At 70.0% G+C, this 22,803-nt stretch carries 20 protein-coding genes; 11 read left to right on the forward strand and 9 right to left on the reverse strand.

The features are described 5' to 3' along the window. Positions 1–51: 51 nt before the first annotated feature. Positions 52–1,329 (forward strand): amino acid deaminase, encoded by a 1,278-nt coding sequence (locus OHT77_RS17445; protein ID WP_328829391.1) that lies wholly within the window; start codon positions 52–54, stop codon positions 1,327–1,329. Positions 1,330–1,381: 52 nt separating this feature from the next. Then, positions 1,382–2,977, forward strand: a complete 1,596-nt coding sequence (locus OHT77_RS17450; protein WP_328829392.1) for an N-acyl-D-amino-acid deacylase family protein — start codon at positions 1,382–1,384, stop codon at positions 2,975–2,977. Between the two features lie 71 nt (positions 2,978–3,048). On the opposite strand, the gene OHT77_RS17455 is transcribed toward OHT77_RS17450, so the two are convergent. Both OHT77_RS17455 and OHT77_RS17460 read right to left on the reverse strand, forming a co-directional pair. Beyond that, positions 3,049–3,885 (reverse strand): trypsin-like serine peptidase, encoded by an 837-nt coding sequence (locus tag OHT77_RS17455; RefSeq protein ID WP_328829393.1) that lies wholly within the window; start codon positions 3,883–3,885, stop codon positions 3,049–3,051. A 100-nt stretch (positions 3,886–3,985) separates the two neighbouring features. Further along, positions 3,986–5,794, reverse strand: a complete 1,809-nt coding sequence (locus OHT77_RS17460; RefSeq protein ID WP_328829395.1) for a P-loop NTPase fold protein — start codon at positions 5,792–5,794, stop codon at positions 3,986–3,988. A 108-nt stretch (positions 5,795–5,902) separates the two neighbouring features. Here OHT77_RS17460 and OHT77_RS17465 point away from each other — a divergent pair, with 108 nt between their 5' ends. From OHT77_RS17465 to OHT77_RS17490, 6 genes are all read left to right on the forward strand, one after another. After that, complete coding sequence (locus tag OHT77_RS17465) at positions 5,903–7,114, forward strand: pyridoxal phosphate-dependent aminotransferase (protein ID WP_033285217.1); 1,212 nt, start codon at positions 5,903–5,905, stop codon at positions 7,112–7,114. A 111-nt stretch (positions 7,115–7,225) separates the two neighbouring features. Further along, positions 7,226–7,627, forward strand: coding sequence for an SCO4983 family protein (locus OHT77_RS17470; RefSeq protein WP_328829396.1), 402 nt, complete (start codon positions 7,226–7,228; stop codon positions 7,625–7,627). 101 nt (positions 7,628–7,728) lie between these two features. After that, on the forward strand, positions 7,729–8,808 hold the full coding sequence (locus OHT77_RS17475; protein ID WP_328829397.1) for a substrate-binding domain-containing protein: 1,080 nt from the start codon (positions 7,729–7,731) through the stop codon (positions 8,806–8,808). A 13-nt stretch (positions 8,809–8,821) separates the two neighbouring features. Then, positions 8,822–10,039: a toxic anion resistance protein gene (locus OHT77_RS17480; RefSeq protein ID WP_328829398.1), complete on the forward strand. Its 1,218-nt coding sequence runs from the start codon at positions 8,822–8,824 to the stop codon at positions 10,037–10,039. Next, positions 10,036–11,574 carry a vWA domain-containing protein gene (locus OHT77_RS17485; RefSeq protein WP_328829399.1) on the forward strand — a complete coding sequence of 513 codons (1,539 nt, stop codon included), beginning with the start codon at positions 10,036–10,038 and terminating at the stop codon, positions 11,572–11,574. The genes OHT77_RS17480 and OHT77_RS17485 overlap by 4 nt, the downstream gene beginning before the upstream one ends. Beyond that, entirely contained in the window at positions 11,561–12,172 is a 612-nt protein-coding gene (locus tag OHT77_RS17490) for a hypothetical protein (protein WP_328829400.1), read from the forward strand. Before OHT77_RS17485 ends, OHT77_RS17490 begins: the two co-directional genes overlap by 14 nt. Positions 12,173–12,194: 22 nt before the next feature. Here the strand turns inward: OHT77_RS17490 and OHT77_RS17495 are convergent, their stop codons facing one another. The 7 genes from OHT77_RS17495 to OHT77_RS17525 form a co-directional block, all read right to left on the reverse strand. Beyond that, positions 12,195–13,364, reverse strand: coding sequence for a hypothetical protein (locus OHT77_RS17495; RefSeq protein WP_328829401.1), 1,170 nt, complete (start codon positions 13,362–13,364; stop codon positions 12,195–12,197). After that, complete coding sequence (locus tag OHT77_RS17500; protein WP_328829402.1) at positions 13,361–14,152, reverse strand: PP2C family serine/threonine-protein phosphatase; 792 nt, start codon at positions 14,150–14,152, stop codon at positions 13,361–13,363. The genes OHT77_RS17495 and OHT77_RS17500 overlap by 4 nt, the downstream gene beginning before the upstream one ends. Positions 14,153–14,155: 3 nt before the next feature. Further along, positions 14,156–14,917, reverse strand: a complete 762-nt coding sequence (locus OHT77_RS17505) for a vWA domain-containing protein (RefSeq protein WP_328829403.1) — start codon at positions 14,915–14,917, stop codon at positions 14,156–14,158. A 32-nt stretch (positions 14,918–14,949) separates the two neighbouring features. Then, positions 14,950–15,852 carry a hypothetical protein gene (locus tag OHT77_RS17510; RefSeq protein ID WP_328829404.1) on the reverse strand — a complete coding sequence of 301 codons (903 nt, stop codon included), beginning with the start codon at positions 15,850–15,852 and terminating at the stop codon, positions 14,950–14,952. 80 nt (positions 15,853–15,932) lie between these two features. Further along, positions 15,933–16,394 carry a hypothetical protein gene (locus OHT77_RS17515; RefSeq protein ID WP_328829405.1) on the reverse strand — a complete coding sequence of 154 codons (462 nt, stop codon included), beginning with the start codon at positions 16,392–16,394 and terminating at the stop codon, positions 15,933–15,935. Next, positions 16,381–17,364 (reverse strand): serine/threonine-protein kinase, encoded by a 984-nt coding sequence (locus OHT77_RS17520; protein ID WP_328829406.1) that lies wholly within the window; start codon positions 17,362–17,364, stop codon positions 16,381–16,383. Before OHT77_RS17520 ends, OHT77_RS17515 begins: the two co-directional genes overlap by 14 nt. Before the next feature lie 253 nt (positions 17,365–17,617). After that, positions 17,618–19,441, reverse strand: a complete 1,824-nt coding sequence (locus tag OHT77_RS17525) for a phosphoenolpyruvate carboxykinase (GTP) (protein ID WP_328829407.1) — start codon at positions 19,439–19,441, stop codon at positions 17,618–17,620. Between the two features lie 317 nt (positions 19,442–19,758). Here OHT77_RS17525 and trhA point away from each other — a divergent pair, with 317 nt between their 5' ends. The 3 genes from trhA to OHT77_RS17540 all read left to right on the forward strand — a co-directional run bounded on the left by trhA (position 19,759) and on the right by OHT77_RS17540 (position 22,795). Further along, a complete protein-coding gene (gene trhA / locus OHT77_RS17530) occupies positions 19,759–20,472 on the forward strand; it encodes a PAQR family membrane homeostasis protein TrhA (protein ID WP_327401650.1) in 714 nt (237 codons plus the stop codon). 113 nt (positions 20,473–20,585) lie between these two features. Next, complete coding sequence (locus tag OHT77_RS17535) at positions 20,586–22,166, forward strand: DHA2 family efflux MFS transporter permease subunit (protein ID WP_328829408.1); 1,581 nt, start codon at positions 20,586–20,588, stop codon at positions 22,164–22,166. 5 nt (positions 22,167–22,171) lie between these two features. Next, positions 22,172–22,795, forward strand: a complete 624-nt coding sequence (locus OHT77_RS17540) for a TetR/AcrR family transcriptional regulator (protein ID WP_443048046.1) — start codon at positions 22,172–22,174, stop codon at positions 22,793–22,795. Positions 22,796–22,803: the final 8 nt, after the last annotated feature.

The following is a 22,803-nucleotide window of genomic DNA, read 5'->3' on the forward strand; positions in this document are numbered from 1 at the left end:
ATACGCAATGAATGTTGCAAGGATTGCAACAGTCCAGCTCAGGGAGGCCCCATGGTCCGCGACACCGGTACCGAAGCGCTCGCCCGGCTCGCCGGGGAACGCGTCGACCACCGTTTCAAGGGCCTCCCCCCGGACGCGGACGGCCTCACCGTCACCGAGCTGGCGGCCCAGCGCCGCAACCTCTTCACCGACGGCTTCACCACCCCGGTCCTCGCCCTCTCCGCCGAGCGCCTGGACCACAACCTCCGCCTCATGGAGACCTACGCGGCCCGCCACGGCCTCGCCTTCGCCCCGCACGGCAAGACCTCCATGGCCCCCCAGCTCTTCCACCGCCAACTCGCCCACGGCGCCTGGGGCATCACCCTCGCGGTCCCCCACCAGGTGCGCGTGGCACGGGAGTTCGGCATCGAGCGCGTCTTCCTCGCGAACGAACTGGTCGACCCGGCGGCCCTGAAGTGGATCTCCTCCCAACTGGACGCCGACGACGCCTTCCGCTTCATCTGCTACGTCGACTCCGTGCGCGGCGTCGAGCTGATGGACGCGGCCCTGCGCGGCGCCGCCCGCCCGCTGGACGTCGTCGTCGAGCTGGCCGCGGGCGAGGGTGCCCGCACCGGCGTGCGCACGGAGGCGGAGTGCACGGCGGTCGCGGACGCGGTGGCCGGCGTGGGGACGCTGCGGCTGGTGGGGGTCGCCGGGTACGAGGGCGAGGTGCCCGATGCCGATCCGGAGCGGGTGCACGCGTGGCTGCGCCGGCTGACCGCGCTCGCCGTGGACTTCGACAAGGACGGGCGGTTCGAGGGAGCCGACGAGATCGTCGTCAGCGCGGGCGGCAGCGCGTGGTTCGACGCGGTGGCCGACGTCTTCGCCGAACTGCCCGAACTCTCGCTGCCCGCCCTCAAGCTGCTGCGCTCCGGCGCCTACGTCTCGCACGACGACGGGCACTACCGCGAGATCACCCCCTTCACCCGCGTCCCCGAAGAGGGCGCGCTGGAGCCCGCGTTCCGGCTCTGGGCGCAGATCGTCTCCCGCCCCTCCCCCGAGCAGGCCTTCGCCAACGCGGGCAAGCGGGACGCGGCCTACGACCTCGACCTCCCGCTCGCCCAGGTGGTCCGCCGGGACGGCACCGAGCGCCCGGCGACCGGCGTCGAGGTCACCGGCCTGTCCGACCAGCACGCCTGGCTGCGGACGGCGCCCGACGCGGATCTGGAGGTCGGGGACTGGATCGGGATGGGGCTGTCCCACCCGTGCACGTCCTTCGACAAGTGGCAGCTGATCCCGGTGGCGGAGGCCGACGGGACGGTCGTCGACTACATCCGCACGTTCTTCTAGCAGCCCCGCCGGACCTCGTGGAAGCCCTGCCGGACCCCGTTGGAGGCATCGCATGGAAGAGCTGGTGATCCGGGACGCGGACGTCGTGGACGGCTCCGGCGCGCCCGCGTACCGCGCCGATGTCGTGATCGACGGCGGACGGATCGTCTCGATCGTGCAGGAGGCCGCGGCGGCGGGCTGTCAACGCCCCACTGCGCGGCGGGAGTTGGACGCGGAGGGGCTGGTCCTCTCCCCCGGCTTCATCGACATGCACGCCCACAGCGACCTGGCGCTGCTCCGCGACCCGGACCACAGCGCCAAGGCCGCGCAGGGGGTGACCCTCGAAGTCATCGGCCAGGACGGCCTGTCGTACGCCCCCGTCGACGACCGGACGCTGGCCGAGGTGCGCCGGGCGATCGCCGGGTGGAACGGCCACGGCGACGACATCGACTTCGACTGGCGTTCCGTGGGCGAGTACCTGGACCGGCTCGACCACGGCTTCGACGGTCGCGGCATCGCGGTCAACGCGGCCTACCTGATCCCGCAGGGCACGGTCCGGATGCTCGCCGTCGGCTGGGAGGACCGGGAGGCGACACCCCAAGAGCTGGACCGGATGCGGCAGTTGGTCGCCGAGGGCATGGAACAGGGCGCGGTCGGCATGTCGTCCGGGCTCACCTACACCCCCGGCATGTACGCCAAGGACGCCGAACTCACCGAACTCTGCCGGGTGGTGGCGTCGTACGGCGGCTACTACTGCCCCCACCACCGCTCCTACGGCGCGGGCGCGCTGGAGGCGTACGAGGAGATGGTGGAGCTGACGCGGGAGGCAGGCTGCGCCCTCCATCTGGCCCACGCCACCATGAACTTCGGCGTGAACGAGGGCCGCGCACCGGAGCTGCTGACCCTCCTGGACGAGGCCCTGGCGACCGGCGCGGACATCAGCCTCGACACCTACCCCTACACCCCCGGCTGCACCACTCTCGTGGCGATGCTGCCGAGTTGGGCGAGCGAGGGCGGCCCCGAGGAGATCCTGAAGCGCCTCGCGGACGACGACACGGCCGAGCGGATCCGCCACCACGTGGAGGTGATCGGCTCGGACGGCTGCCACGGGGTGCCGATGGAGTGGCACACGATCGAGATCGCGGGAGTCGAGAACCCCGCGCTGGCGGAGTACGTCGGCCGCCGCCTCGACAGCTGGACCACGGCCCGCCACCTCCTCCTGACCGACCGGCTCGCCCCGTCGATCCTCCAGCACGTCGGCCACGAGGAGAACGTCCGCCAGATCATGCGCCACCGCGTCCACACCGGCGGCTCCGACGGCATCCTCCAGGGCGCGAAGCCCCATCCCCGGGCCTACGGCACGTTCCCCGAGTATCTGGGCCGCTACACAAGGGAGTTGGGCGTCCTCTCCCTGGAGGAATGCGTCGCCCACCTGACCTCCCGTCCGGCAGCCCGCCTACGCCTGCCGGACAGAGGCCTGGTCAAGGAGGGCTACAAGGCGGACGTAGTCCTCTTCAACCCGCAGACAGTGGCAGCAGGTTCAACCTTCGAGAACCCACGAACCCTGCCCCAAGGCATCCCCCACGTACTGATCAACGGCCGCTTCGTAATAGAGGACGGCCACCGAACACCCGAACTCCCGGGCAGATCAATCCGCAGCACCCGCTAACGCCCTGTCTTTAAGGGGCGCGGGGAACTGCGCGACCAGCCCCCACGCACCCGCAGACAAAACACAACCGACTACGGCTTGGGCAGGGTGCACCCAGACGCGTTCAGGCTGAGCACGTTCGCCGAGGTGAAGCACGCCGGGATGTTGTAAGTCTCCTCGGCGTAGTTGATCCCCTGCCGGACAGTCACGTTGCCACTCGCATCCACCTCACACGGGTTGTTGACCGTGCAGGTCTCCCCGTCCTCGTTCCCCGTGTTGTTGACCGCGACAACCTGCCCGGTACTGGTGTCGATCACCGGAGACCCCGACGTCCCCCCGATCGTGTTGCACGCGGAGGTGTAACGAAGCGAGTCCTTCCACGTCCAGTCCCCCTCCTTCAGCCGGTACACGAACCCGTCGACGTTGCAGCTGTAGATCGTCTTCCAGTACCCGGAGACGACCTTGATCGCGGTCCCGGCGGTCGGGTGCGTCGCACTGACGGTGAGCGGACTGATGTTGTACGCGCTCTTGATCGCCGCGTACGTCGTGGTCGTGCGGTAGATCGTCACGTCCGTGTCGGTCATCGTCGAGTAGACGACCTGGTTGGCGCGGAGCGTGGCGACCTTGGTGCCGGCGGAGTTGAGCAGCCCGAAGGTACGGCTGGAGGACTGGCCCGTGATGACCTCGCCGGGCTCGGGGAACCCGGTCTCCAGGCAGTGCCCGTTGGTCAGCACGAGCGCCGGGGCGGTGTCGGCCGAGCCGGGGAAGCGGATGACCGAGCCGGAGCAGTTGCTGAGCGAGACGGTGCCGGCGAAGTTGACGGTGACCGCCGCGGCCTTCGGTGTCACCTGGGGTGCGGCGACCGCGGGTGCAACGCCCGCCCCGGCGATGGCCAGGGTGGAGAGCGCGGCAAGGAGAGGCTTGTTCATGTGGGGGTCCCCTCTTATGACGAGGCGACCGGAGATCTTCCGGTCGTCTTTTTGTCATGGGCATTGTCATGTGCGAGGGGTGGGCGGGCAAGGAGCGGTTTCAGGCCCGGGACTGGCGAATTTCCGCGCATGCCCGGTCGATGTGCCGGCGCAGCGATCTGCCGTCGGTGGCGATCCGGGCGCCCAGTTCGAGGCAGCGCCGCTCACGGGCCGGGGTGACACGGCCCGTGAAGAACACCGCCGGCCCGGTGAAGATCGCCCGCTCCCGCCAGCGCGCGAGAGCGTCCAGGCCCGCGTCGGGGTCCAGACCGCGGGAGAAGTCGGACACCAGGAGGTCGACCGCCCCGCGGGCGAACATCCGCTCAGCGCTCACCGCGTCCTCGGCCAGCACGACCTCGGCGCCCAGCTCCTCCAACTCCCGTACGTAGGTGAGGTTGTTGGCGGGGTGGTCGTCCACCCAGAGGATGCGGATGTCGTCGTAGCGGACGCCGTCCTGGCCCTCGGGACGGTCCTCGGAGCGGCCCTCGTCCGGCCTGCGCCCCCCGCCGGCCGGGGGCTCCGCGTCCACCCGGACCGTGACGACCGGGGTCGCGCCGCCCTGCTGGAGCCGGGTCACCAGTTCGTCGGCCTGTGCGAGCCGCAGCCACTCCTCGACGAGGCGGACGAAGTCGCGGTCCCGGGCCAACGCCGGGTAGACGGTGGGGAGCTGCTCCTCCAGCCGGCCCAGGACGGCCTCCCAGTCGTCGGGCCGCTCGCGGTCGGGCGGGGCGAGCCGGTGTCCGCTCACGGACGACACCGTGGCCCGCCAGGTCTCCGGTCCGGGCTCGGCCCAGCGGCTCAGCACCCGCCGGGCCGTGTCGTACTCCAGGAACTCGCGGCCCGCGTTGGCGGTGTGGGCAGAGGCGTCGCTCGCCACGAGGATCCGGTAGAACTCCGGATACAGGTACTGGAGCAGCAGCGTCCTGATGACCGCCTCCGGCTCGATGCCCGTCCACACCGGGTTGAGGGAGCACTCCAGGCCGAAGCCGTTGATGAGCCGCTTGATCCGCCGAGGGTTGCGGGCCGAGCGATCGGCGATCAGGTTCACCATGGCGTCGTCGAGCAGGTCGCGCACTCCCGCGCGCTCGGCGCAGTCCCGGACGTAGGCCCGCAGGTCCTCGCCACCCGCGACGGGCAGCCGGTAGCTGGTCTGGAAGATCTTCTCCATGAAGGCCGAACCGGCCGGGCCCAGGTCCCGCAGCAGGCCCGAGGGGCCGAGCACGGAGCGGTCGCAGCCGATCACGAACGCGAGCCCCGGCAGGTCGAGGTAGGCCTTGACCGCCTCGCAGACCGCGAGAACGGTGTCCTCGGCGCACCGGTCGAGGTCGTCGATGAAGACGACGAGCAGCCGGCCCGGCCGGTCCGGGGTGGTCCTCGCCCACTCCTCCGCGAGCTTCTTCAGCTCGTCCCGCATGGTGGCGCGGGCCCGGGGGTCGACGGACAGCTCGCGCCAGAGCCGGTCGACGAGCCCGGCCAGCCCGAACGGCGAGGCGACCACGGTGAGCGTCGCCAGCACCGCCCTGATCAGCGGGCCGTGCTGGGACAGCTGGTGCAGGGCCCGGCGCAGCAGGCGTTTGTCGAATTTCATCAGGACGGTCTTGATGAGGCCTTCCAGCACGTCGGCGCCGGTCGCGGACCAGGCGTTGTACCAGACCGTCGAGACGTCCTCGCGCGGCGTCAACTCCGCCCGGACCAGGCACATCAGGCTGCTCTTGCCCATGCCCCAGCCCGCGTCCACGGCGAGCGTGAAGGGCGTCGCGGCCCTCGAGTCGTGGATGAGCGTGGCCAGTTGGCGGGCGGCCGTGCCGGCGCCCAGCAGATCGCCCTCGGGCGCGCTCACCGGCTCGTCGCTCAACAGCGAGAACTTCATGCCCTGCCTCCCCCTTCGGCAGGGTCAACGTACCCAGTCGGACCGGGTGTGTCTCATGTGGCGGAAAGCACGAGGCACGTCGCGTTACCGGGCCGTAAGCTCACCGACATGCAGGTGATCCAGTCGACCAAGCTCTCCAACGTCTGTTACGAGATCCGGGGCCCGGTTCTCGAGGAGGCGATGCGTCTGGAAGCGGCAGGGCACCGCATCCTCAAGCTGAACACCGGGAACCCGGCGGCGTTCGGGTTCGAATGCCCGCCGGAGATCCTGGAGGACATCCTCCGGAACGTGTCGTCGGCGCACGGGTACGGCGACGCGAAGGGCCTGCTGGCCGCCCGCCGCGCGGTCGTCATGCACAACCAGACCCTGGGCATCGAGACGGACGTGGAGCACGTCTTCATCGGCAACGGCGTCTCCGAGCTGATCGTCATGGCGATGCAGGGCCTGCTCGACGACGGGGACGAGGTCCTCGTACCGTCGCCGGACTACCCCCTGTGGACCGCCGCGGTCTCCCTCTCCGGCGGGACCGCCGTCCACTACCGCTGCGACGAGCAGTCCGACTGGATGCCCGACCTCGCCGACGTGGAGCGCAAGGTCAGCGACCGCACCAAGGCGATCGTCATCATCAACCCGAACAACCCGACGGGCGCGGTGTACGACGAGGCGATGATCAAGGGCCTCACCGACATCGCCCGCCGCCACAACCTCCTCGTCTGCTCCGACGAGATCTACGACAAGATCCTCTACGACGGCGCCACGCACACCCCGACCGCGAAGGTCGCCCCGGACCTGCTGACCCTCACGTTCAACGGGATGTCGAAGGCGTACCGGGTGGCCGGATACCGCGTCGGCTGGATGTCGATCTCCGGCCCGCGCGCGCACGCCGACTCCTACATCGAGGGTCTGACGATCCTGGCCAACATGCGGCTCTGCGCGAACATGCCCGGCCAGCACGGGGTGGTCGCCGCGCTCAGCGGGCGGCAGACCATCAACGACCTGGTGCTTCCGGGCGGCCGGCTGAAGGAACAGCGGGATGTCGCGTACGAGCTGCTGACCCAGATCCCGGGCGTGACCTGCGTGAAGCCGAAGGGCGCGCTGTATCTGTTCCCGCGGCTCGATCCCCAGGTCTTCAAGGTCAAGGACGACCGGCAGATGGTCCTCGACCTGCTCCGCCAGGAGAAGATCATGGTCGTCCACGGCACCGGCTTCAACTGGTCCGAGCCCGATCACTTCCGGGTCGTGACGCTGCCGTCGGTGGGGGATCTACGGGACGCGGTGACCCGGATCGGGAACTTCCTGGACGGGTACAGCCAGCCGTAAACCTCGCGGGGGCTTTTTCTCGGGGTTCTTTCGGCCAGATTTTCGGCCAACACAACTTTAGACGAGATCTAAGCTAGGATGGTTTCCTGTCTGAGCACAGGAGACCCTGCCATGTACGAACCGATCCGCACGAAGTCGGTCCACAGCACGGTGGCCCGCACCCCGGCCTCCGACTTTCCTCATCGGTCGCGCGAGGAGGAGCTGGACATCCAGCTCGCGGGACACCTCGCCGCGCTGCTCGCGGTGACCGATGAACTGCGGGCACTGGAGCCGTCGGCCGAACTGGACGTTGCTGCGGAGCGGCTCGCGGGGCAGTTGACCCGGTTGCGGGGGGCTTCGCCCAGCCGGGCGTCGTCCGCGGCCGCGTCTACGTCCCGTCTGGACGCCCTGCACCAGCGGGCGCACGCGCTGGCCGGGCGGGCGTTGGTTGTTGCCGCGTCCCGTGCCGACACGGCTGCGGCGATTCTGTCGGCCGAGCGGATGGACGCGCACGCGGTGACTCCGGTCGCCTGAACGGGCTTGAAGGCGCCCCGTGTTGATCCGGGACCCGTCCGACACCTTCCGTTCATCCCTTTCCTCGGGGAATGTTGGGTTCCGCGAGCACGCTGCCCCTCGTGAGACGTATCGCGGGAATCGTCCTCGCGGTGTTGCTGATCGGTGGCGTGGTGGCAGCCGTCGTAGCGGGCCGGGACAACGGGGACAAGGGCACGGCAACGAAGACCGTGCGTGGTGTGATCGGTTCGGAGAAGGCGGACTTCTTCGCCGATCCCGATGTGGTGAAGGCTCTCGCCGCCAAGGGCTTCACCGTCAGGACGGAGACCTCCGGGTCCTGGGCCATGGAAGGGCTCGACCTCAAGGGGTACGACTTCGCCTTCCCCTCCAGCCAGGCACCGGCCGACGCGCTGGCCGACAAGTACCAGGTGCGCCGGCCCTTGCCGCGGCCCTTCTACTCGCCGCTCGTCGTCGTCGCCCACCGCAGCGCCGCCCAGGTCCTCGCGGACAACGGGCTCGCCACGCTGGACAAGGACAAGGACCGCGGCACCCTGAAGATGGGCGCCTACCTCGACGCGGCCAAGCGGGACCTGACCTGGCAGCAGCTCAAGGGGGCCGACGGACACGGGGAGTTGACCGGCACCCTCTACATCGCGAGCACCGATCCCGAGACCTCCAACTCGGGTGCTCTGTATCTCGCCGCCGCCTCCTACGTCGCCAACGGCGGACGGGTGGCCGCGAGTAGCGCCGATGTCGGTCGCACCGCGCCGCTCATGCACAAGCTGATCAGCGTGCAGGGGGCCCAACAGTCCAGCTCCGACGCGCCGTTCAGGGACTTCATCAGCGGCGCCGGCAATCCGCTGGTCCTCGTCTACGAGTCCCAGGTCGCCTCGCTGCTCCTCGACAAGCAGCCGGTGGGCGATCTCGTCGTGCTCTACCCGGACACCACGGCCACCAGCGACCACACCGTCGTGCCGCTCACCCCGGAGGGCCGCGAGCTGGGTCAACTCCTCAGCAGCGACCCGACGTTGCGCAGGCTCGCGGTACGGCACGGGTTCCGGCCGCAGGGTGACACCGCCGAGTTCGTCGCGGCCACGGCCGCCCACTCCAGCTATCTCAACCAGACGCTGACCGGTGTCCGGCAGGCGCCCGTGCCCACCTCGAAGGTGCTGCACGACATGGCGCGCCGGGCGCACGGCTGACCGGGGGAACCACATGAGCAGCAGTTTCAACACCAGCCAGAACAGCAGTCAGCACACCCAGAGCGGGGACGACGTCTTCACCCTCACCCCACCGGAGGCCGTCGCGCCGGTGCCGAAGGAGAAGGCCGGCGGGCTTGTGCCGGTGGACGAGAGCGTCCGTACGGACATGGCGCAGAAGGCCGCCGCCTATGTCGAGGGGCTTGCCTCGCTCGACGCCCGCTCGCCCGAGTTCGCGGGCAAGGTCGGCGAGATCACCGCGCTCGGCGCCGGTGAGATGCGTACCGCGACCGCGCAGTCCAACCGGATGCTGGAGCGGACCGTGCGGAGTCTGCCGTCGAAGGGCGGGGACGCTCAGTCGCAGGTCGCCGGCTCGCTCGTCGAACTCCGGCGCGTGGTCGAGGACTTGGACCCGCGTGATCTGCCCGCCTCGAAGGGGCGGAAGTTCCTGTCCCGGCTGCCGGGCGGCAACAAGCTGCGCGACCACGTCGCCAAGTACGCCTCCGCGCAGGGCACGCTGAACAAGATCGTGGGTTCGCTGCGCGGCGGGCAGGACGAACTCCGGCGCGACAACGCCGCGTTGCAGACCGAGCGGGTCCGCCTCTGGGAGACCATGGGCAAGCTGCAGGAGTACGTCGTCCTCACCCAGGCCCTCGACACGGCCGTCGAGCAGCACATCACCGGCGTCGAGTCGACCGATCCGGGCCAGGCCGACACGCTGCGCGCGGACGTCCTCTTCCCGGTCCGGCAGAAGCACCAGGACCTGCTGACCCAGCTCGCGGTGTGCGCGCAGGGCTACCTGGCGATGGACGTCGTACGGCGCAACAACGACGAGCTGATCAAGGGCGTCGACCGGGCGGCGACCACGACCGTCTCCGCCCTCCGGATCTCCGTCATGCTCGCCTCCGCGCTCGACAACCAGCGCAAGGTCGTCGACCAGGTCAACGCCCTGCGCGGCACCACCGAAGACCTCATCCGGGGCAACGCCGAGATGCTCTCCACGCAGAGCGGCGAGATCCAGCGCATCGCGGCCGACCCGGCGGTGGGCGCGGAGACCCTCCGCACGGCCTTCCAGCAGATCTATCGCACCCTCGACGCCATCGACACCTACAAGGTCCAGGCGACCGAGGCGATGGCGGCGACCGTCGAGTCCCTGACGTCCGAACTCCAGAACGCCGGCACCTACTTGGAGCGCAGCCGGTCGCAGAGCGCCCTGGAAGGCGGCCTCGGATGAGACGTCTCCTCGCGCTCGCCCTCGGCACGGCCGCGCTGCTGACCGCCTGCACGTCGACGCACGACACGAAGGCCGACACCGACAACGCCCCCGAGCCCGGCACCCTGCGCGTCCTCGCCTCCAGCGAACTCAGCGACATGACCCCGGTGTTCGACCAGGTCCGCAAGGACACCGGCATCACGATCCGCCCCACCTACATGGGCACCCTGGACGCGGTGGACCTCCTCGCGAAGGGCAAGGTCGACGGGCAGTACGACGCCCTGTGGCTCTCCTCGAACGACTATCTGCGGCTACGGCCCGACGCCGCGAAGAAGGTCGTCTCCGAGACCCCGGTCATGTCCAGCCCGGTCGCGATCGGCGTCAGGAACGCCACCGCGCGGAAACTGGGCTGGACGCCCGACAAGGTCACCTGGTCGCAGCTCGAACAGGCCGTCCAGGACGGCAGGTTGACCTACGGCATGACGGACCCGGCGCGCTCCAACTCCGGCTTCTCGACGCTCATCTCGGTGGCCTCCGCGCTCTCCGGCGCGCAGTCGGCGCTCACCGACGCGGACGTCACGAAGGCGACTCCCCGGCTGAAGGAGTTCTTCAAGGGGCAGAAGCTGACCTCGGGTTCGTCGGGCTGGCTGGCGACCGCCTATCAACGCCGGGGAAACGTCGACGCGTTGCTCAACTACGAGTCCGTCCTCAAGGGCATCCCCGGCCTGACGGTGATCCGCCCGAGCGACGGGGTCGTCACCGCCGACTACCCGCTGACCTCCCTCGCCTCGACGGACGCCACCACCCGCGAGAACGTCCGGCGCGTGACGACCGACCTGCGCACGGACGCATTGCAGAAGCTGATCACCACCCGCACGCACCGCCGCCCGGTCGTCGCCTCCGTACCGCCCGCGTCCGGCCTCGACACCAGCCGACGGCGTGAACTCCCCTTCCCCGGCAGCCGGTCCGTCGCCGACGGGCTCCTCGACTCGTACGAGAACAAGCTGCGCAGGCCCTCGCGGACCGTGTACGTGCTCGACACCTCGGGCTCGATGGACGGCGACCGGCTGTCCCGGCTGAAGAAGGCACTCACCGATCTGACCGGTGACTTCCGGCAGCGCGAGGAGGTCACGCTGATGCCCTTCGGATCGGCCGTGAAGAGCGTGAGGACGCATGTGGTGAGCCCCGGCGATCCGCAGGCCGGACTCGATGCCATCCGCGCGGACACCAAGGCCCTCAGCGCCGACGGCAACACCGCGATCTACACCTCGCTGGAGAAGGCGTACAAGCATCTCGGCTCCGGCGGCGACACGTTCACCTCGATCGTGCTGATGACCGACGGCGAGAACACGACCGGCGCCAAGGCCGAGGACTTCGACGGCTTCTACAGCCGGCTCCCCACCGCCCAGCGGGACATCCCCGTCTTCCCCATCCTCTTCGGCGACTCGGACAAGGCGGAGCTCCAGCACATCGCCGACCTGACCGGCGGCCGGCTCTTCGACGCCCAACAGGGCTCGCTGGACGGCGCCTTCGAGGAGATCCGTGGCTACCAGTAAGTTCCTCGGCTACCTGGAGTCCCGCAAGAACCTCACCGGCAGCGCCTGCGGGCTCGTCGGGCTGGTGCTGACGTTCGTGGGCGTGGCCGGGCCGTACTGGCCGGTCGTGGTCGTCGGTCTGTACGGCGCGGGCGCGCTGATCGCCCCGCCGGAGCGACCGCCGCTGCCCGACTTCCCTGACCCCTCCGCCCAACTGGAGGAACTCCGGGACGACTTCGAGAAGCTCGGCGGCTATCTCGCGGACGTCGAGCTGCCACCCGCCGCCGCCGGCCGGCTCACCGAGCTGAACCAGCTCCTCGCCGGACTCCTCGATCCCCGGATCACCCACGACCTCGCCCAGGACCCGGAGGGCGTGCACATCCTGTCGCGGGCGATCCGGCAGGACGTGCCGGAGGCCGTCGACACGTTCGTACGGACCCGGTGGTGGACCCGGCTGGCACCGGGCACCGAGCCCCCGGAACGGCACCTGGAACGCCAGTTGACGGTCCTCCAAGAGGAGGCGCAGGGGCTGGCGGCCGGCCTGCGGGAGGTCGAGGCGCGGCGGCAGGAGTCGCACACGCGGTATCTGGAGGACCGGGGGCGTTCGCAGAACGGCTGACGGCACGCAACGGCCGTACTTCTCACAGCAGTTGCAGCACGACGATCAGCAGGACGAGTGCGAGCAGGACGATGCCCGCCACCTTGAGCGGGCCCATGGGCTGCTCCGTCCCCGGTGCCGTCGCCGTCGCCGGAGGCACCACCTGCACCGCTGGGCGTACCGGCACGTTGAACACGTCATGGCCCGTCACCGCGGCCCGTGTGCACCACGGGCAGGTCGGGAGGTGGGAGCCGTAGGAGTGCAGGGGGCGTTGGCGGCAGAGCTGGACGCGGGAGCGTTCCTGGTCCAGGGCGCGCAGCCAGACCTCCGGGGTGGGGCGGGCCGACGGGGCGTGGACGCCCGCGCCGAACGCCGTGTGGGCCAGGGTCAGCAGGCCGGGCGGGAGGACCGACGGGTCGACGGTGCCGCGGGGGATGACGACCGACTCGGGGCGGACGACGTAGGAGACGCTGGCGGCGATGTTGTCCTTGACGGTGGACTCGGGGGTGCTGTCGTGCGGGACGCCGCCGAAGGGGTGGTTGCCCGCGGTGAGGAGCTGGTAAATGAGCACCGCCAGCGCGAAGTTGTCGCTCTCCTCGGTGGCGGCGGCGCCGGACTGGCGTTCCGGTGAGGAGTAGTCGGTGGTGTGCATCAGGCAGGGGAAGGGCTCGCCGGTGACGGGGTCGGTGAAGGCGATGGAGTCGCAGTCGAGGAAGGTGACGAAGCCGTTGGCGTCGACGACGACGTTGCTGCTGGAGAAGTCGCCGATGACGAGATGGTCGTAGTGCATGCGGGCGGTCATGAAGGCGAGGTTCCAGGCGACGCCGAGGAGGAAGCGCCAGTCGGCGCGGTCGCCGAAGAGGCGGAGGCGCTGGGCGCGGGTGAACAGGCCGACCAGCTGGACGTGTTGGGGTTCGCCGAAGCGGCGCATGGCGTAGCCGAGGAAGGTGTCGTCGGGGCCGCGGGCGATGGCGGTGGGCCAGGCGAGTTCGGGGGGCTGGTTGGCGTCGGTGGGGCGGGCGGCGAGGGGGGACATGGTGAGCATGCGGGCGAGGCGGCGCTCCAGGTCGGGGCCCGGGCGGTCGCGGTAGAGCTTGACGACGATCGTGTCGTCGCCCTCGACGGGGAAGACGGCGGCCTGTCCGCCGCCCTTGAGCGGGAGTTCGGCGAGGGTGACCGGCTTGCCGTCCAGGTAGACCGTGCGGCCGCTCATGCGGTCACCGCGCGTACGGCCCGCAGGAGGGTCTTGTCGTCGGCGTTGAGGCTGGTCAGCCGGTCCGAGCGGAGGAGGGCGGCGAGGCTCTCGTGCGCTTTGTCGGTGACCGGTCCCGGAGTGTCGAGGGAGCTCAAGACGGCTTCCACGAACGAGGTGTTGGGCTGCGGCGGGCCGCCGCCGGAGAGCGAAAGGGCGGCCTGGGCGAGGCCGTCGGTGGACAGCAGGACGCCGTCGACGCGCGGGTCCGCCACGCAGTCGGTGCGCAGCCGTCGGGGTGCGTCGGGCGAGGTGAGGAAGACAGTCTCGTTGCTGTACTCGCTGACGGCGGGCGGCTGCGGAAGCAGGTGGAACTGCCGTTCCCCGTCCTCGGTTCCGGCGCGGACGACGACGAAGCCGTCGCCGACGCTGAGATGGCCGAGCCAGCCGGGGGTGAGGACGACGACGGTGAGGGTGGTGGCGTAGTCGGGGGCGGTGCTGCCGTAGCTGTCCAGGAAGATCTTGGACACGTCGTCGAAGGCGTCCGCGAGCAGGTCGTGGACCTCCTGGCCCGGCGGGCAGCCGGACGCGGCGGCGGCCCGGCGGCGGAAGTGCTCGGCCGCCAACTCCACAGCGTGCAGGGCCCCTTGGTCGGAGTGCGGGCGGCTGCCCGCGCCGTCCGCGACCGCGAGGACGGACACGGACGCCGAGGTGGTGTACGTGCAGGCGTCCTGGCAGGGCGTGCCGGTGCGGCGGTGCCGGTAGCCCTCGACGCTCAGGCCGTGGATGCGCCAGGGCGAGTCGGCCACCGCTCAGCTCTCCCAGGCCGGGCGCTGGGTCTTGAACTGGCTGAAGATCTTCTCGAAGACCTCGTCGCCCGCGCCCTTCTGCTCGGCGTTCGCACTGGCCGACATCATCTGGAGCAGTTCGCGGAACGGGAAGCCCTGGATGCGCGCGTTGAACGTGGGCGCGAAGGCCTGGAGCACCTGCTCGCCGCGGTCGGTGATGCCGCCGACGCCGATCGCGTACAGCCGGAAGCGGCGGGCCTGTTGCTCGTCGGCGAGGACGGGCAGCAGGCGGTGCCAGGAGTCGGTCATGTGGCCGGTGGCGTCGGTGGGGAGGCCGTCGGTGACGAGGCAGATCTGCGGGCGGTAGTACTGGAGCCCGGAGGCGCGCAGTTCCGCCTTGCGGGCGGCGACGACATGCATGGCCAGCTCCAGCGCCTCCGTCATCAGGGTGACCCCGGACGCGGTGAACCGGGGTGCCTGGAAGGCGTGGGCGGGGACGAAGGGGCTCACCGGGGCGCGGGGGTCGAGGAGCTGGGGTCCGCGCCAGGCGCCGACGCCCCGGCCTCCGAAGGTGATCACGGCGACCTCGACGCTGTAGCTGAGGGAGACGTCGTCGTGGAGTTCCCTGGTCCACTCGGCGAGCGCGTCGTTGAGGGTCTGGATCGGCGGGCCCGCCATGGAACTCGACGTGTCCAGGCAGAGCACGAGGGGCAGCCGTTGCGCGTTGTTCTCGAACTCGATGTCGGCGTACTCGGCCGGCATCGTGGGCGGGTATTCGCTGGACATGGCGTCTCCTGGTCGGCCGGGCGGTACGGGGCTCACGAGGTGCCGCGCGCGTGGTGCCGGGCGGCGGGCGGGAAGGCGTACAGGACGTCGGAGTCGGGTTCGCGGGCGTCGGTGACCTCGACGTACGCGCCGGGCACGGGCGGGGTGCGGTCGGGTTCGGTCCACACGGCGCGGTACAGGACGTGGTCGAGTTCGACATAGCCCTGCGGGTGAAGTGCCGTACGGACCACGGCTGTTCGGGACGGTCCGGTGCGGGGGCCGACCCGGCGGCCGTAGGAGGACGGGGCCGGTGCGGGCGGCACGGGGCGCAGTCGGGCGGTGGTCTCGGCGGGGGCGGGGTCCTCCTCGGAGTGGGCCGCCACGGCCGGGGTGCGGGAGCGGCGGACGGCCAGGAAGAGGGCCAGGAGCAGGAGCAGGAGGACGGCGGTCAGGGCGAGGAGCAGCAGACGGGTGCGGTCGGGGGACTTGTGGCCGCCGATCTCGGTGACGCCCAGCTTCTTGTCGAGCAGCTGGGCCCCGGTGAGCGAGGACTTGGTGAGCGCCTTGCACAAGTCGCTGGTGCAGGGGCCGAGTTGACGCTGCGTCGTGGCGTCGAGGCGGTCGATCCTGGCGTCCCGGTCGACCAGCGGATGGCCGGCCAGGACGAGCAGCGCGGTGCCGCCCTGGCCGGTGTGGACGCCGGCCGGTACCTGCACCCGGAGGTTCTTGGTGCTCCGGCGGATCTCGGCCTGGTCGACCGTGCGGCCGGTGTCGAAGCCCAGTGGTCTGTCCAGCGTGACCGTGACCGTGGCCCCGTCGTTCAGCGCGTCCTCCCAACAGCCCAGTTTTGTCGGAAAGTTCGGCCCGCAGTCCGGACCGGCCGCGGCCACCGGACCGGCCGGAATCACCGCGGTCAACAAGCCGAACAGCACGGCAGTGCAGAACGTACGTCTCATGACGACCCCCCGTTGGCGCCCATAGTGGAGCCAACAGGCGGGTGGCCGAAAGGGGTTGACTGAGAATGCTCAATTCACTTCTACAGCTGGAAAACCTGATGGCAACGGGTGAACATCTGTCGCGCCCGTTCCACCCAATCACTGGCCAGAACATCGAAATCGGCCTGGGAGATCCGGCAGGTCAGCGGGAGGTCGCAGACTCCGGCGAGACATGGCCGGGGTCCGCGGACGTCCCACACGGAGAGCATGGGATTCAGCTGTTCGGTGTTCCACGCGTTGGACGCGGCGGCGGCGATCGCCAATTGATCCTTGCGCAGAGAATGACCGTCGGCGACAAAGGCGACAAGGAGTCTTTTGGTGGTCATGAAACGCACGGTGAGCGTGCGCCCGGACGCCTCTAGATCGAATTGCAGGGAGACGGAATCGGCGTCGCTCTCGACGTGGTAATTCCGCCGGGCGCCCCAGGTGTGGGTCAACTGCCGCCAGGACGAGGCGATGTCGTAGTCCCGGCCGGGCGGGATGGAGGCCTCAGGCGTCGCCACGGACCACCGCCTGGCTGATCATGTCGTCGGTGAGGCCCGCGTCCAGCAGGGCCTGCGCGTGCAGCAGCAGACAGGACGGCACCGGCAGGCTGGTGCCGCCCCCGCGCCGGGCGGCGAGTTCACTGCGCCGGACCTCGATGGTGCGGGCCACGGCGGGCGGCGGCCAGGTCGCGGGGCGCGGCTGCGCCAGCAACTCGCCCAGCAACGCGTCCAGTTGGGGACGATCCCCGGGCCGCTTGGCGAGGCACCGCGCGAGCAGTGGCCGTATCCCCGGTGGTACGCCGTCGAGTTCGGGTGCGCGGTGCACGACCCGCAGGCTCACCGCCTCGCCGGTGCCGAACGGCGGGCGGCCGGTCAGCGCGTACACCAGGACGCCGCCGAGCGAGAACACATCGCTGGGCGGGCCGATCTGACCGGCCGTCATCTGTTCCGGCGACATGAAGGGCGGGGTGCCGACCACGATCCCGGCCTGGGTGAGGCTCGGGGCGCCCTCGACGCGGGAGATGCCGAAGTCGATGACGCGGGGGCCGTCGGAGGCGAGCAGCACGTTGGCCGGTTTGAGGTCGCGGTGGACCAGGTTGGCCGCGTGGATCGCCTGGAGCGCCTCGACGAGGAACGCGCCGAGCCTGCGGACCTGCGCCTCGGGCAGCGGGCCGTCCGCTCTGACGGCCTCGGCGAGGGACGGCCCGGGCACGTACATCGTCGCCAGCCAGGGGAGTTCGGCCTCGGTGTCGGCGTCGACGACGGCCGCGGTGTAGGCGCCGCTGACCAGCCGGGCGGCGGCGACCTCGCGGGCGAACCGCTCGCGGAACTCGCGCTCGGCGGCCAGTTCGGGCCGTACGACCTTGACCGCCACCTCGCGGCCGGCCGGTGAACGGCCGAGATACACCCAGCCCATCCCGCCGGACCCGAGCCGCCCGGCGATCCGGTACGGCCCCACGCTCAGGGGATCGCTGACCGGAGTGCGCACCCCGCTCACCTCACTTCGGGGTTCGTTGCAGGTTGTCCCGAGTGTCCCCCGAAATCCCCTCTTGGGCAGGGGGGATGCGTGAAATGGGAGTCAGGACCACGCCGTGGGCCGCGGTGGTGGTAAGGGCAACGGGCAGGGCCCCGCACGCCGTTGTGCGGGGCCCTGCCCGTTGTGCCGCACCGCGGCCGGCCTGTGACGACATTGCTGGTCAGGGCACAATCGGCGGCCGGCCGCGGAGTTTCTCGGTGGGTACTCAGCCCAGGCGCTGCACCAGCGCGTGGTACTCGTCCCACAGTTCCTTCGGGGTGTGGTCGCCGAAGGTGTTGAGGTGGTCGGGGACCAGGGCGGCCTCCTCGCGCCACACGTCCTTGTCGACGGTGAGCAGGAAGTCCAGGTCGGATTCGGAGAGCTGGAGCCCCTTGGTGTCGAGGGCGCCCTTGGCCGGCAGCACGCCGATCGGGGTCTCGACGCCCTCGGCGCGGCCGTCCAGGCGGTCCACGATCCACTTCAGGACCCGGCTGTTCTCACCGAAGCCCGGCCACACGAACTTGCCCGCGTCGTTCTTGCGGAACCAGTTCACGTAGTAGATCTTCGGCAGCGTCGCCTGGTCGCGGCCCTTGGCCACATCGACCCAGTGGCCCATGTAGTCACCCATGTTGTAGCCGCAGAACGGCAGCATGGCGAAGGGGTCGCGGCGCAGCTCGCCGACCTTGCCCTCGGCGGCGGCGGTCTTCTCGGAGGCCACGTTGGCGCCGAGGAAGACGCCGTGGTTCCAGTCGAAGGACTCCGTCACCAGCGGTACGGCCGAGGCGCGCCGGCCGCCGAAGAGGATCGCCGAGATCGGCACGCCCTTGGGGTCCTCCCACTCGGGCGCGATGATCGGGCACTGCGCGGCGGGCACCGTGAAGCGGGCGTTGGGGTGCGCGGCGGGCGAACCGGACTCCGGCGTCCAGGAGTTGCCCTTCCAGTCCGTCAGGTGGGCCGGAGTCTCCTCCGTCATGCCCTCCCACCAGATGTCGTTGTCGTCGGTCAAGGCCACGTTGGTGAAGACGGAGTTGCCCCACAGCGTCTTCATCGCGTTGGCGTTGGTGTGCTCGCCGGTGCCGGGCGCGACGCCGAAGAAACCGGCCTCGGGGTTGATCGCGTAGAGCCGGCCGTCCTCCCCGAACCGCATCCAGGCGATGTCGTCACCGATGGTCTCGACGGTCCAGCCGGAGATGGTGGGCTCCAGCATCGCGAGGTTCGTCTTGCCGCAGGCGCTCGGGAAGGCCGCGGCCACGTACTTCGACTCGCCCTGCGGGGGCGTCAGTTTGAGGATCAGCATGTGCTCGGCGAGCCAGCCCTCGTCCCGCGCCATCACCGAGGCGATGCGCAGGGCGTAGCACTTCTTGCCGAGCAGCGCGTTGCCGCCGTAGCCGGAGCCGTAGGACCAGATCTCGCGCGACTCGGGGAAGTGCGAGATGTACTTGGTGGAGCTGCACGGCCACGGCACGTCCGCCTCGCCCTCGGCCAGCGGCGCTCCGAGCGTGTGCACAGCACGCACGAAGAAGCCGTCGGTGCCGAGTTCGTCGAGGACGGGCTGTCCCATGCGGGTCATGGTGCGCATGGAGACGGCGACGTAGGCGGAGTCGGTGATCTCGACGCCGATCGCGGAGAGGTCCGAACCGAGGGGGCCCATGCAGAACGGGACGACGTACATCGTCCGGCCCTTCATGGAGCCGCGGAAGATGCCCTTTTCTCCCGCGAAGATCTCCCGCATCTCGGCGGGGGCCTTCCAGTGGTTGGTGGGGCCCGCGTCCTGCTCCTGCTCGGAGCAGATGAACGTCCTGTCCTCGACCCGGGCGACATCGGTCGGGTCGGAGGCGGCGTAGTACGAGTTGGGGCGCTTGATCGGGTCGAGCTTCTTGAAGGTGCCCTTTTGGACGAGCTCCTCGCTGAGCCGCTCGTACTCCGCTTCGGATCCGTCACACCAGACCACGCTGTCCGGCTGGGTCAGTTCTGCGATCTCGTTGACCCACGAGATCAGTTCCTTGTGCTGGGTGGGGATGACGGGGGGAGCCGCGATGTCGCGCGCCACGATTGCTCCTATGATGAGGGATTTTGTCCTGGTTGCCCCGTGGGGGCCGCGACCCGGATGCTTCACGATGGTCGATCTTGGCGCTCATCCGGTGCCGACCGCACTCATTTGATCATCCGACGCGCCCGCCCATATGTCCAGAGGGCCTCACAGACGAGCGACGTGAGGATCGCCACGTATCGAGATGTTTTCCGTGCGTCACCATCGATTCACCCCGGGTACCCGGGGGTCGGCTACGCATGAGAGAGTGGCCACTTCCGGCCCCCATCTCGGCGGACTGATACGTAACTTACGGTTCCGTAGGTACGATTGAGCGCATGACTGCGTCCGTCCCCGACGCGCCCACGGACACGCCGACAGACGGCCACGGTCCCTCCGCGCTCTCCCTCCCCGACCATGTGAAGCCGAAGCTGCGCGGCTGGCTGCACCTAGGCATGTTCCCGGCCGTTCTCGTCTCCGGCCTGGTGCTCACCGCTCTCGCCGACACGCCCCGGGCGCGCATCGCCTGCGGCATCTTCGCCCTGACGGCCTGTCTGCTCTTCGGCGTCAGCGCCCTGTACCACCGGGGCGACTGGAGCCCGCGCATGGACGGCGTCCTGCGCAGACTCGACCACGCCAACATCTTCCTGATCATCGCGGGCACGTACACGCCCCTGACGATGCTGCTGCTGCCGGGCGCCAAGGGCCAGTGGCTGCTGTGGAGCATCTGGGGCGCGGCGGCGGCCGGCATCGCCTTCCGCGTCTTCTGGGTCGGCGCGCCGCGCTGGCTCTACACCCCCTGCTACATCGCGATGGGCTGGGCGGCCGTCTTCTTCCTGCCCGACTTCATGCGCACGGGCGGCATCGCCGTCCTGGTCCTGGTGGTCGTCGGCGGACTGCTCTACAGCGCGGGCGGCGTGATCTACGGCATCAAGCGCCCGAACCCGTCACCGCGCTGGTTCGGTTTCCACGAGGTCTTCCACTCCCTGACGGTGGCGGCCTTCCTCGTCCACTACGTCGGGATCTCCCTGGTGGCCTACCAGCACGGGTAGCACCTGAGACACCTCTCGTTCATGGCCACGGCTCTCGAGCCGTGGCCATTTTTCATGTGCTGACAGTCGATCCCTGTTGACATCAACCACTTTTTGACAGCTACTCTCATTTCATGGCTACTGTCACTAACTCCTCCGACGTGCGACGCGACCCGCGCCGCTGGTGGGCCCTCGGGGCCCTGGTCGCGAGCATGCTCACGCTCGGCTTCGACACCACGATCCTCAACGTCGCCCTGCCGACCATGGCCGGCGAACTCGGCGCCACCACCGGCCAGCAGCAGTGGATGGCCGACGCGTACGTGATCGTCTTCGCGGCGCTCATGCTCCCGGCGGGACTGCTCGGCGACCGCTTCGGCCGGCGCCGCATGCTGATCACGGGCCTCGGCATCTTCCTCGCCGGTTCCCTGGCGGGCGCCCTCGCAGGCGATGTCACCTGGGTCATCGTGGCCCGCACGGTGATGGGCGTCGGCGCGGCCCTGGTCACCCCGCTCGCCCTGTCCGTGCTGCCCTCGCTGTTCGGCCCCGACGAGCGCACCAAGGCCGTCGGCATCATCTCCGCGGCCTCCTCGCTCGGGCTGCCGCTCGGCCCGATCATCGGCGGCTGGCTGCTCAACCACTTCTGGTGGGGCTCGGTCTTCCTGGTGAACATCCCGATGGCCGCGATCGGCATAGCGGCCTGCGTCTTCCTGCTCCCCGAGACCAAGGACCCCGCCTCGCCGAGGGTCGACACCCTCTCCACCGCGTTCACGGCGGCCGGCCTGGGCGCCCTCATCTACGCGATCATCGAGGCGCCGAGCCGCGGCTGGGGCGACCCGCTGATCGTGGGCATGCTCGTCGGAGCCGCGATCCTCATCGCCGCGCTGGTGCTGCGCGAGCGGCGCATGGAACGCCCCATGCTCGACATGACCCTGCTCGGCCACCGCGGCTTCCTGTTCAGCTCGATCGCGGCGACCCTGGTGATGTTCGTCCTGTCCGGCCTGCTGTTCGTGCTCCCGCAGTACCTCCAGGCGGTCCTCGGCCATGACGCGCTCGGCACCGGTGTCCGGCTGCTGCCCATGATGGGCGGCCTGATCGTCGCGGCCCGGGCCGCACAGCCGCTGGTCAACAAGTTCGGCTCGCGGGCCGTGGTCTGCGCCGGCCTGGTGGTCCTGGCCTTCGCCGCCCTGCTCGGCAGCCGTACGACGGTCGACTCCGGCTACGGCTTCACCGCGCTGTGGCTGTCCATCACCGGGTTCGGCTTCGGCTTCTCGATCGTCCCCGCGATGGACGGCGCGCTGGGCGCGCTCCCCCGCGACCGGGCCGGCAGCGGCGCCGGGCTCCTGATGACCATGCGCCAGGTCGGCGCGGCGATCGGCATCGCCCTCCTCGGCAGCCTGCTGGCGAGCACCTTCCGGGACCGCCTCGACGTCACGGGCCTGCCCGCGAAGGCGGCCGACACCGCCGGGGAGTCCGTCGTGGCGGCCCACATGGTCGCCCAGAAGGCGGGCTCGGCCGACCTCGTGGCCTCCGCGAACAGCGCCTACGTCCACGGCATGGGCCTGGTCCTGCTGGTCTGCGGTGTCGCGGCGCTCGTCACCGCGCTGCTGTCGGCGGCCTTCCTGCCGAACACGCCGGCCGCGCCCGGCAAGCAGGAGGAGGCGGACGAGGACCCGTCCACAGCCGTGGCCATCGCTCTGGCGGATGCCGGACAATGAGCAGCATGACGGCCGCACCCTCCCCCTTCAGCCCCGCCGAACGCCCTCAACTGGGCCTCCGCGAGCGAAAGAAGATCAAGACCCGCGAGGCGATCCGCACCGCGACGTACGGACTGGTCAAGGAACAGGGGTACGACGCGACGACGATCGAGCAGATCGCCGAGCGCGCCGAGGTGTCGCCGTCGACGGTCTTCCGCTACTTCCCGACCAAGGAAGACATCGTCATCACGGACGAGTTCGACCCGATCATCATGGAGGAGCTGCGGGCCCGGCCCGCCGACGAACCCTGGATGGTCACCCTCCGGTTCGTGATGCGCAAGGCCATCCAGTTCGGCCTCAAGGAGGACCAGGAGATCTCCCGCCTCCGCTCGCATCTGATGGTCCAGGTCCCGGCGGTGCGCGCCCGGATGATGGAGAGCATGTCGGTCACCGGCACCATGCTCTGCCAGGCCATCGCCGATCGCACCGGCCGGGACCCGGAGAGCCTGGAGGTCCGGGTCCACGCCATGTCGATCGTCGCCGGCCTGATGGAGGCGTCCCTGTACTGGGCGGAGAACGGCCACCGGGGGGAGTTCTCGGATCTGGTGGAGCGGGCGATGGACGTGCTGGAGCACGGGCTCACGGACTGAGCCCGTGC

Source organism: Streptomyces sp. NBC_00252 (assembly GCF_036187565.1).
Taxonomy (GTDB): Bacteria; Actinomycetota; Actinomycetes; order Streptomycetales; family Streptomycetaceae; genus Streptomyces.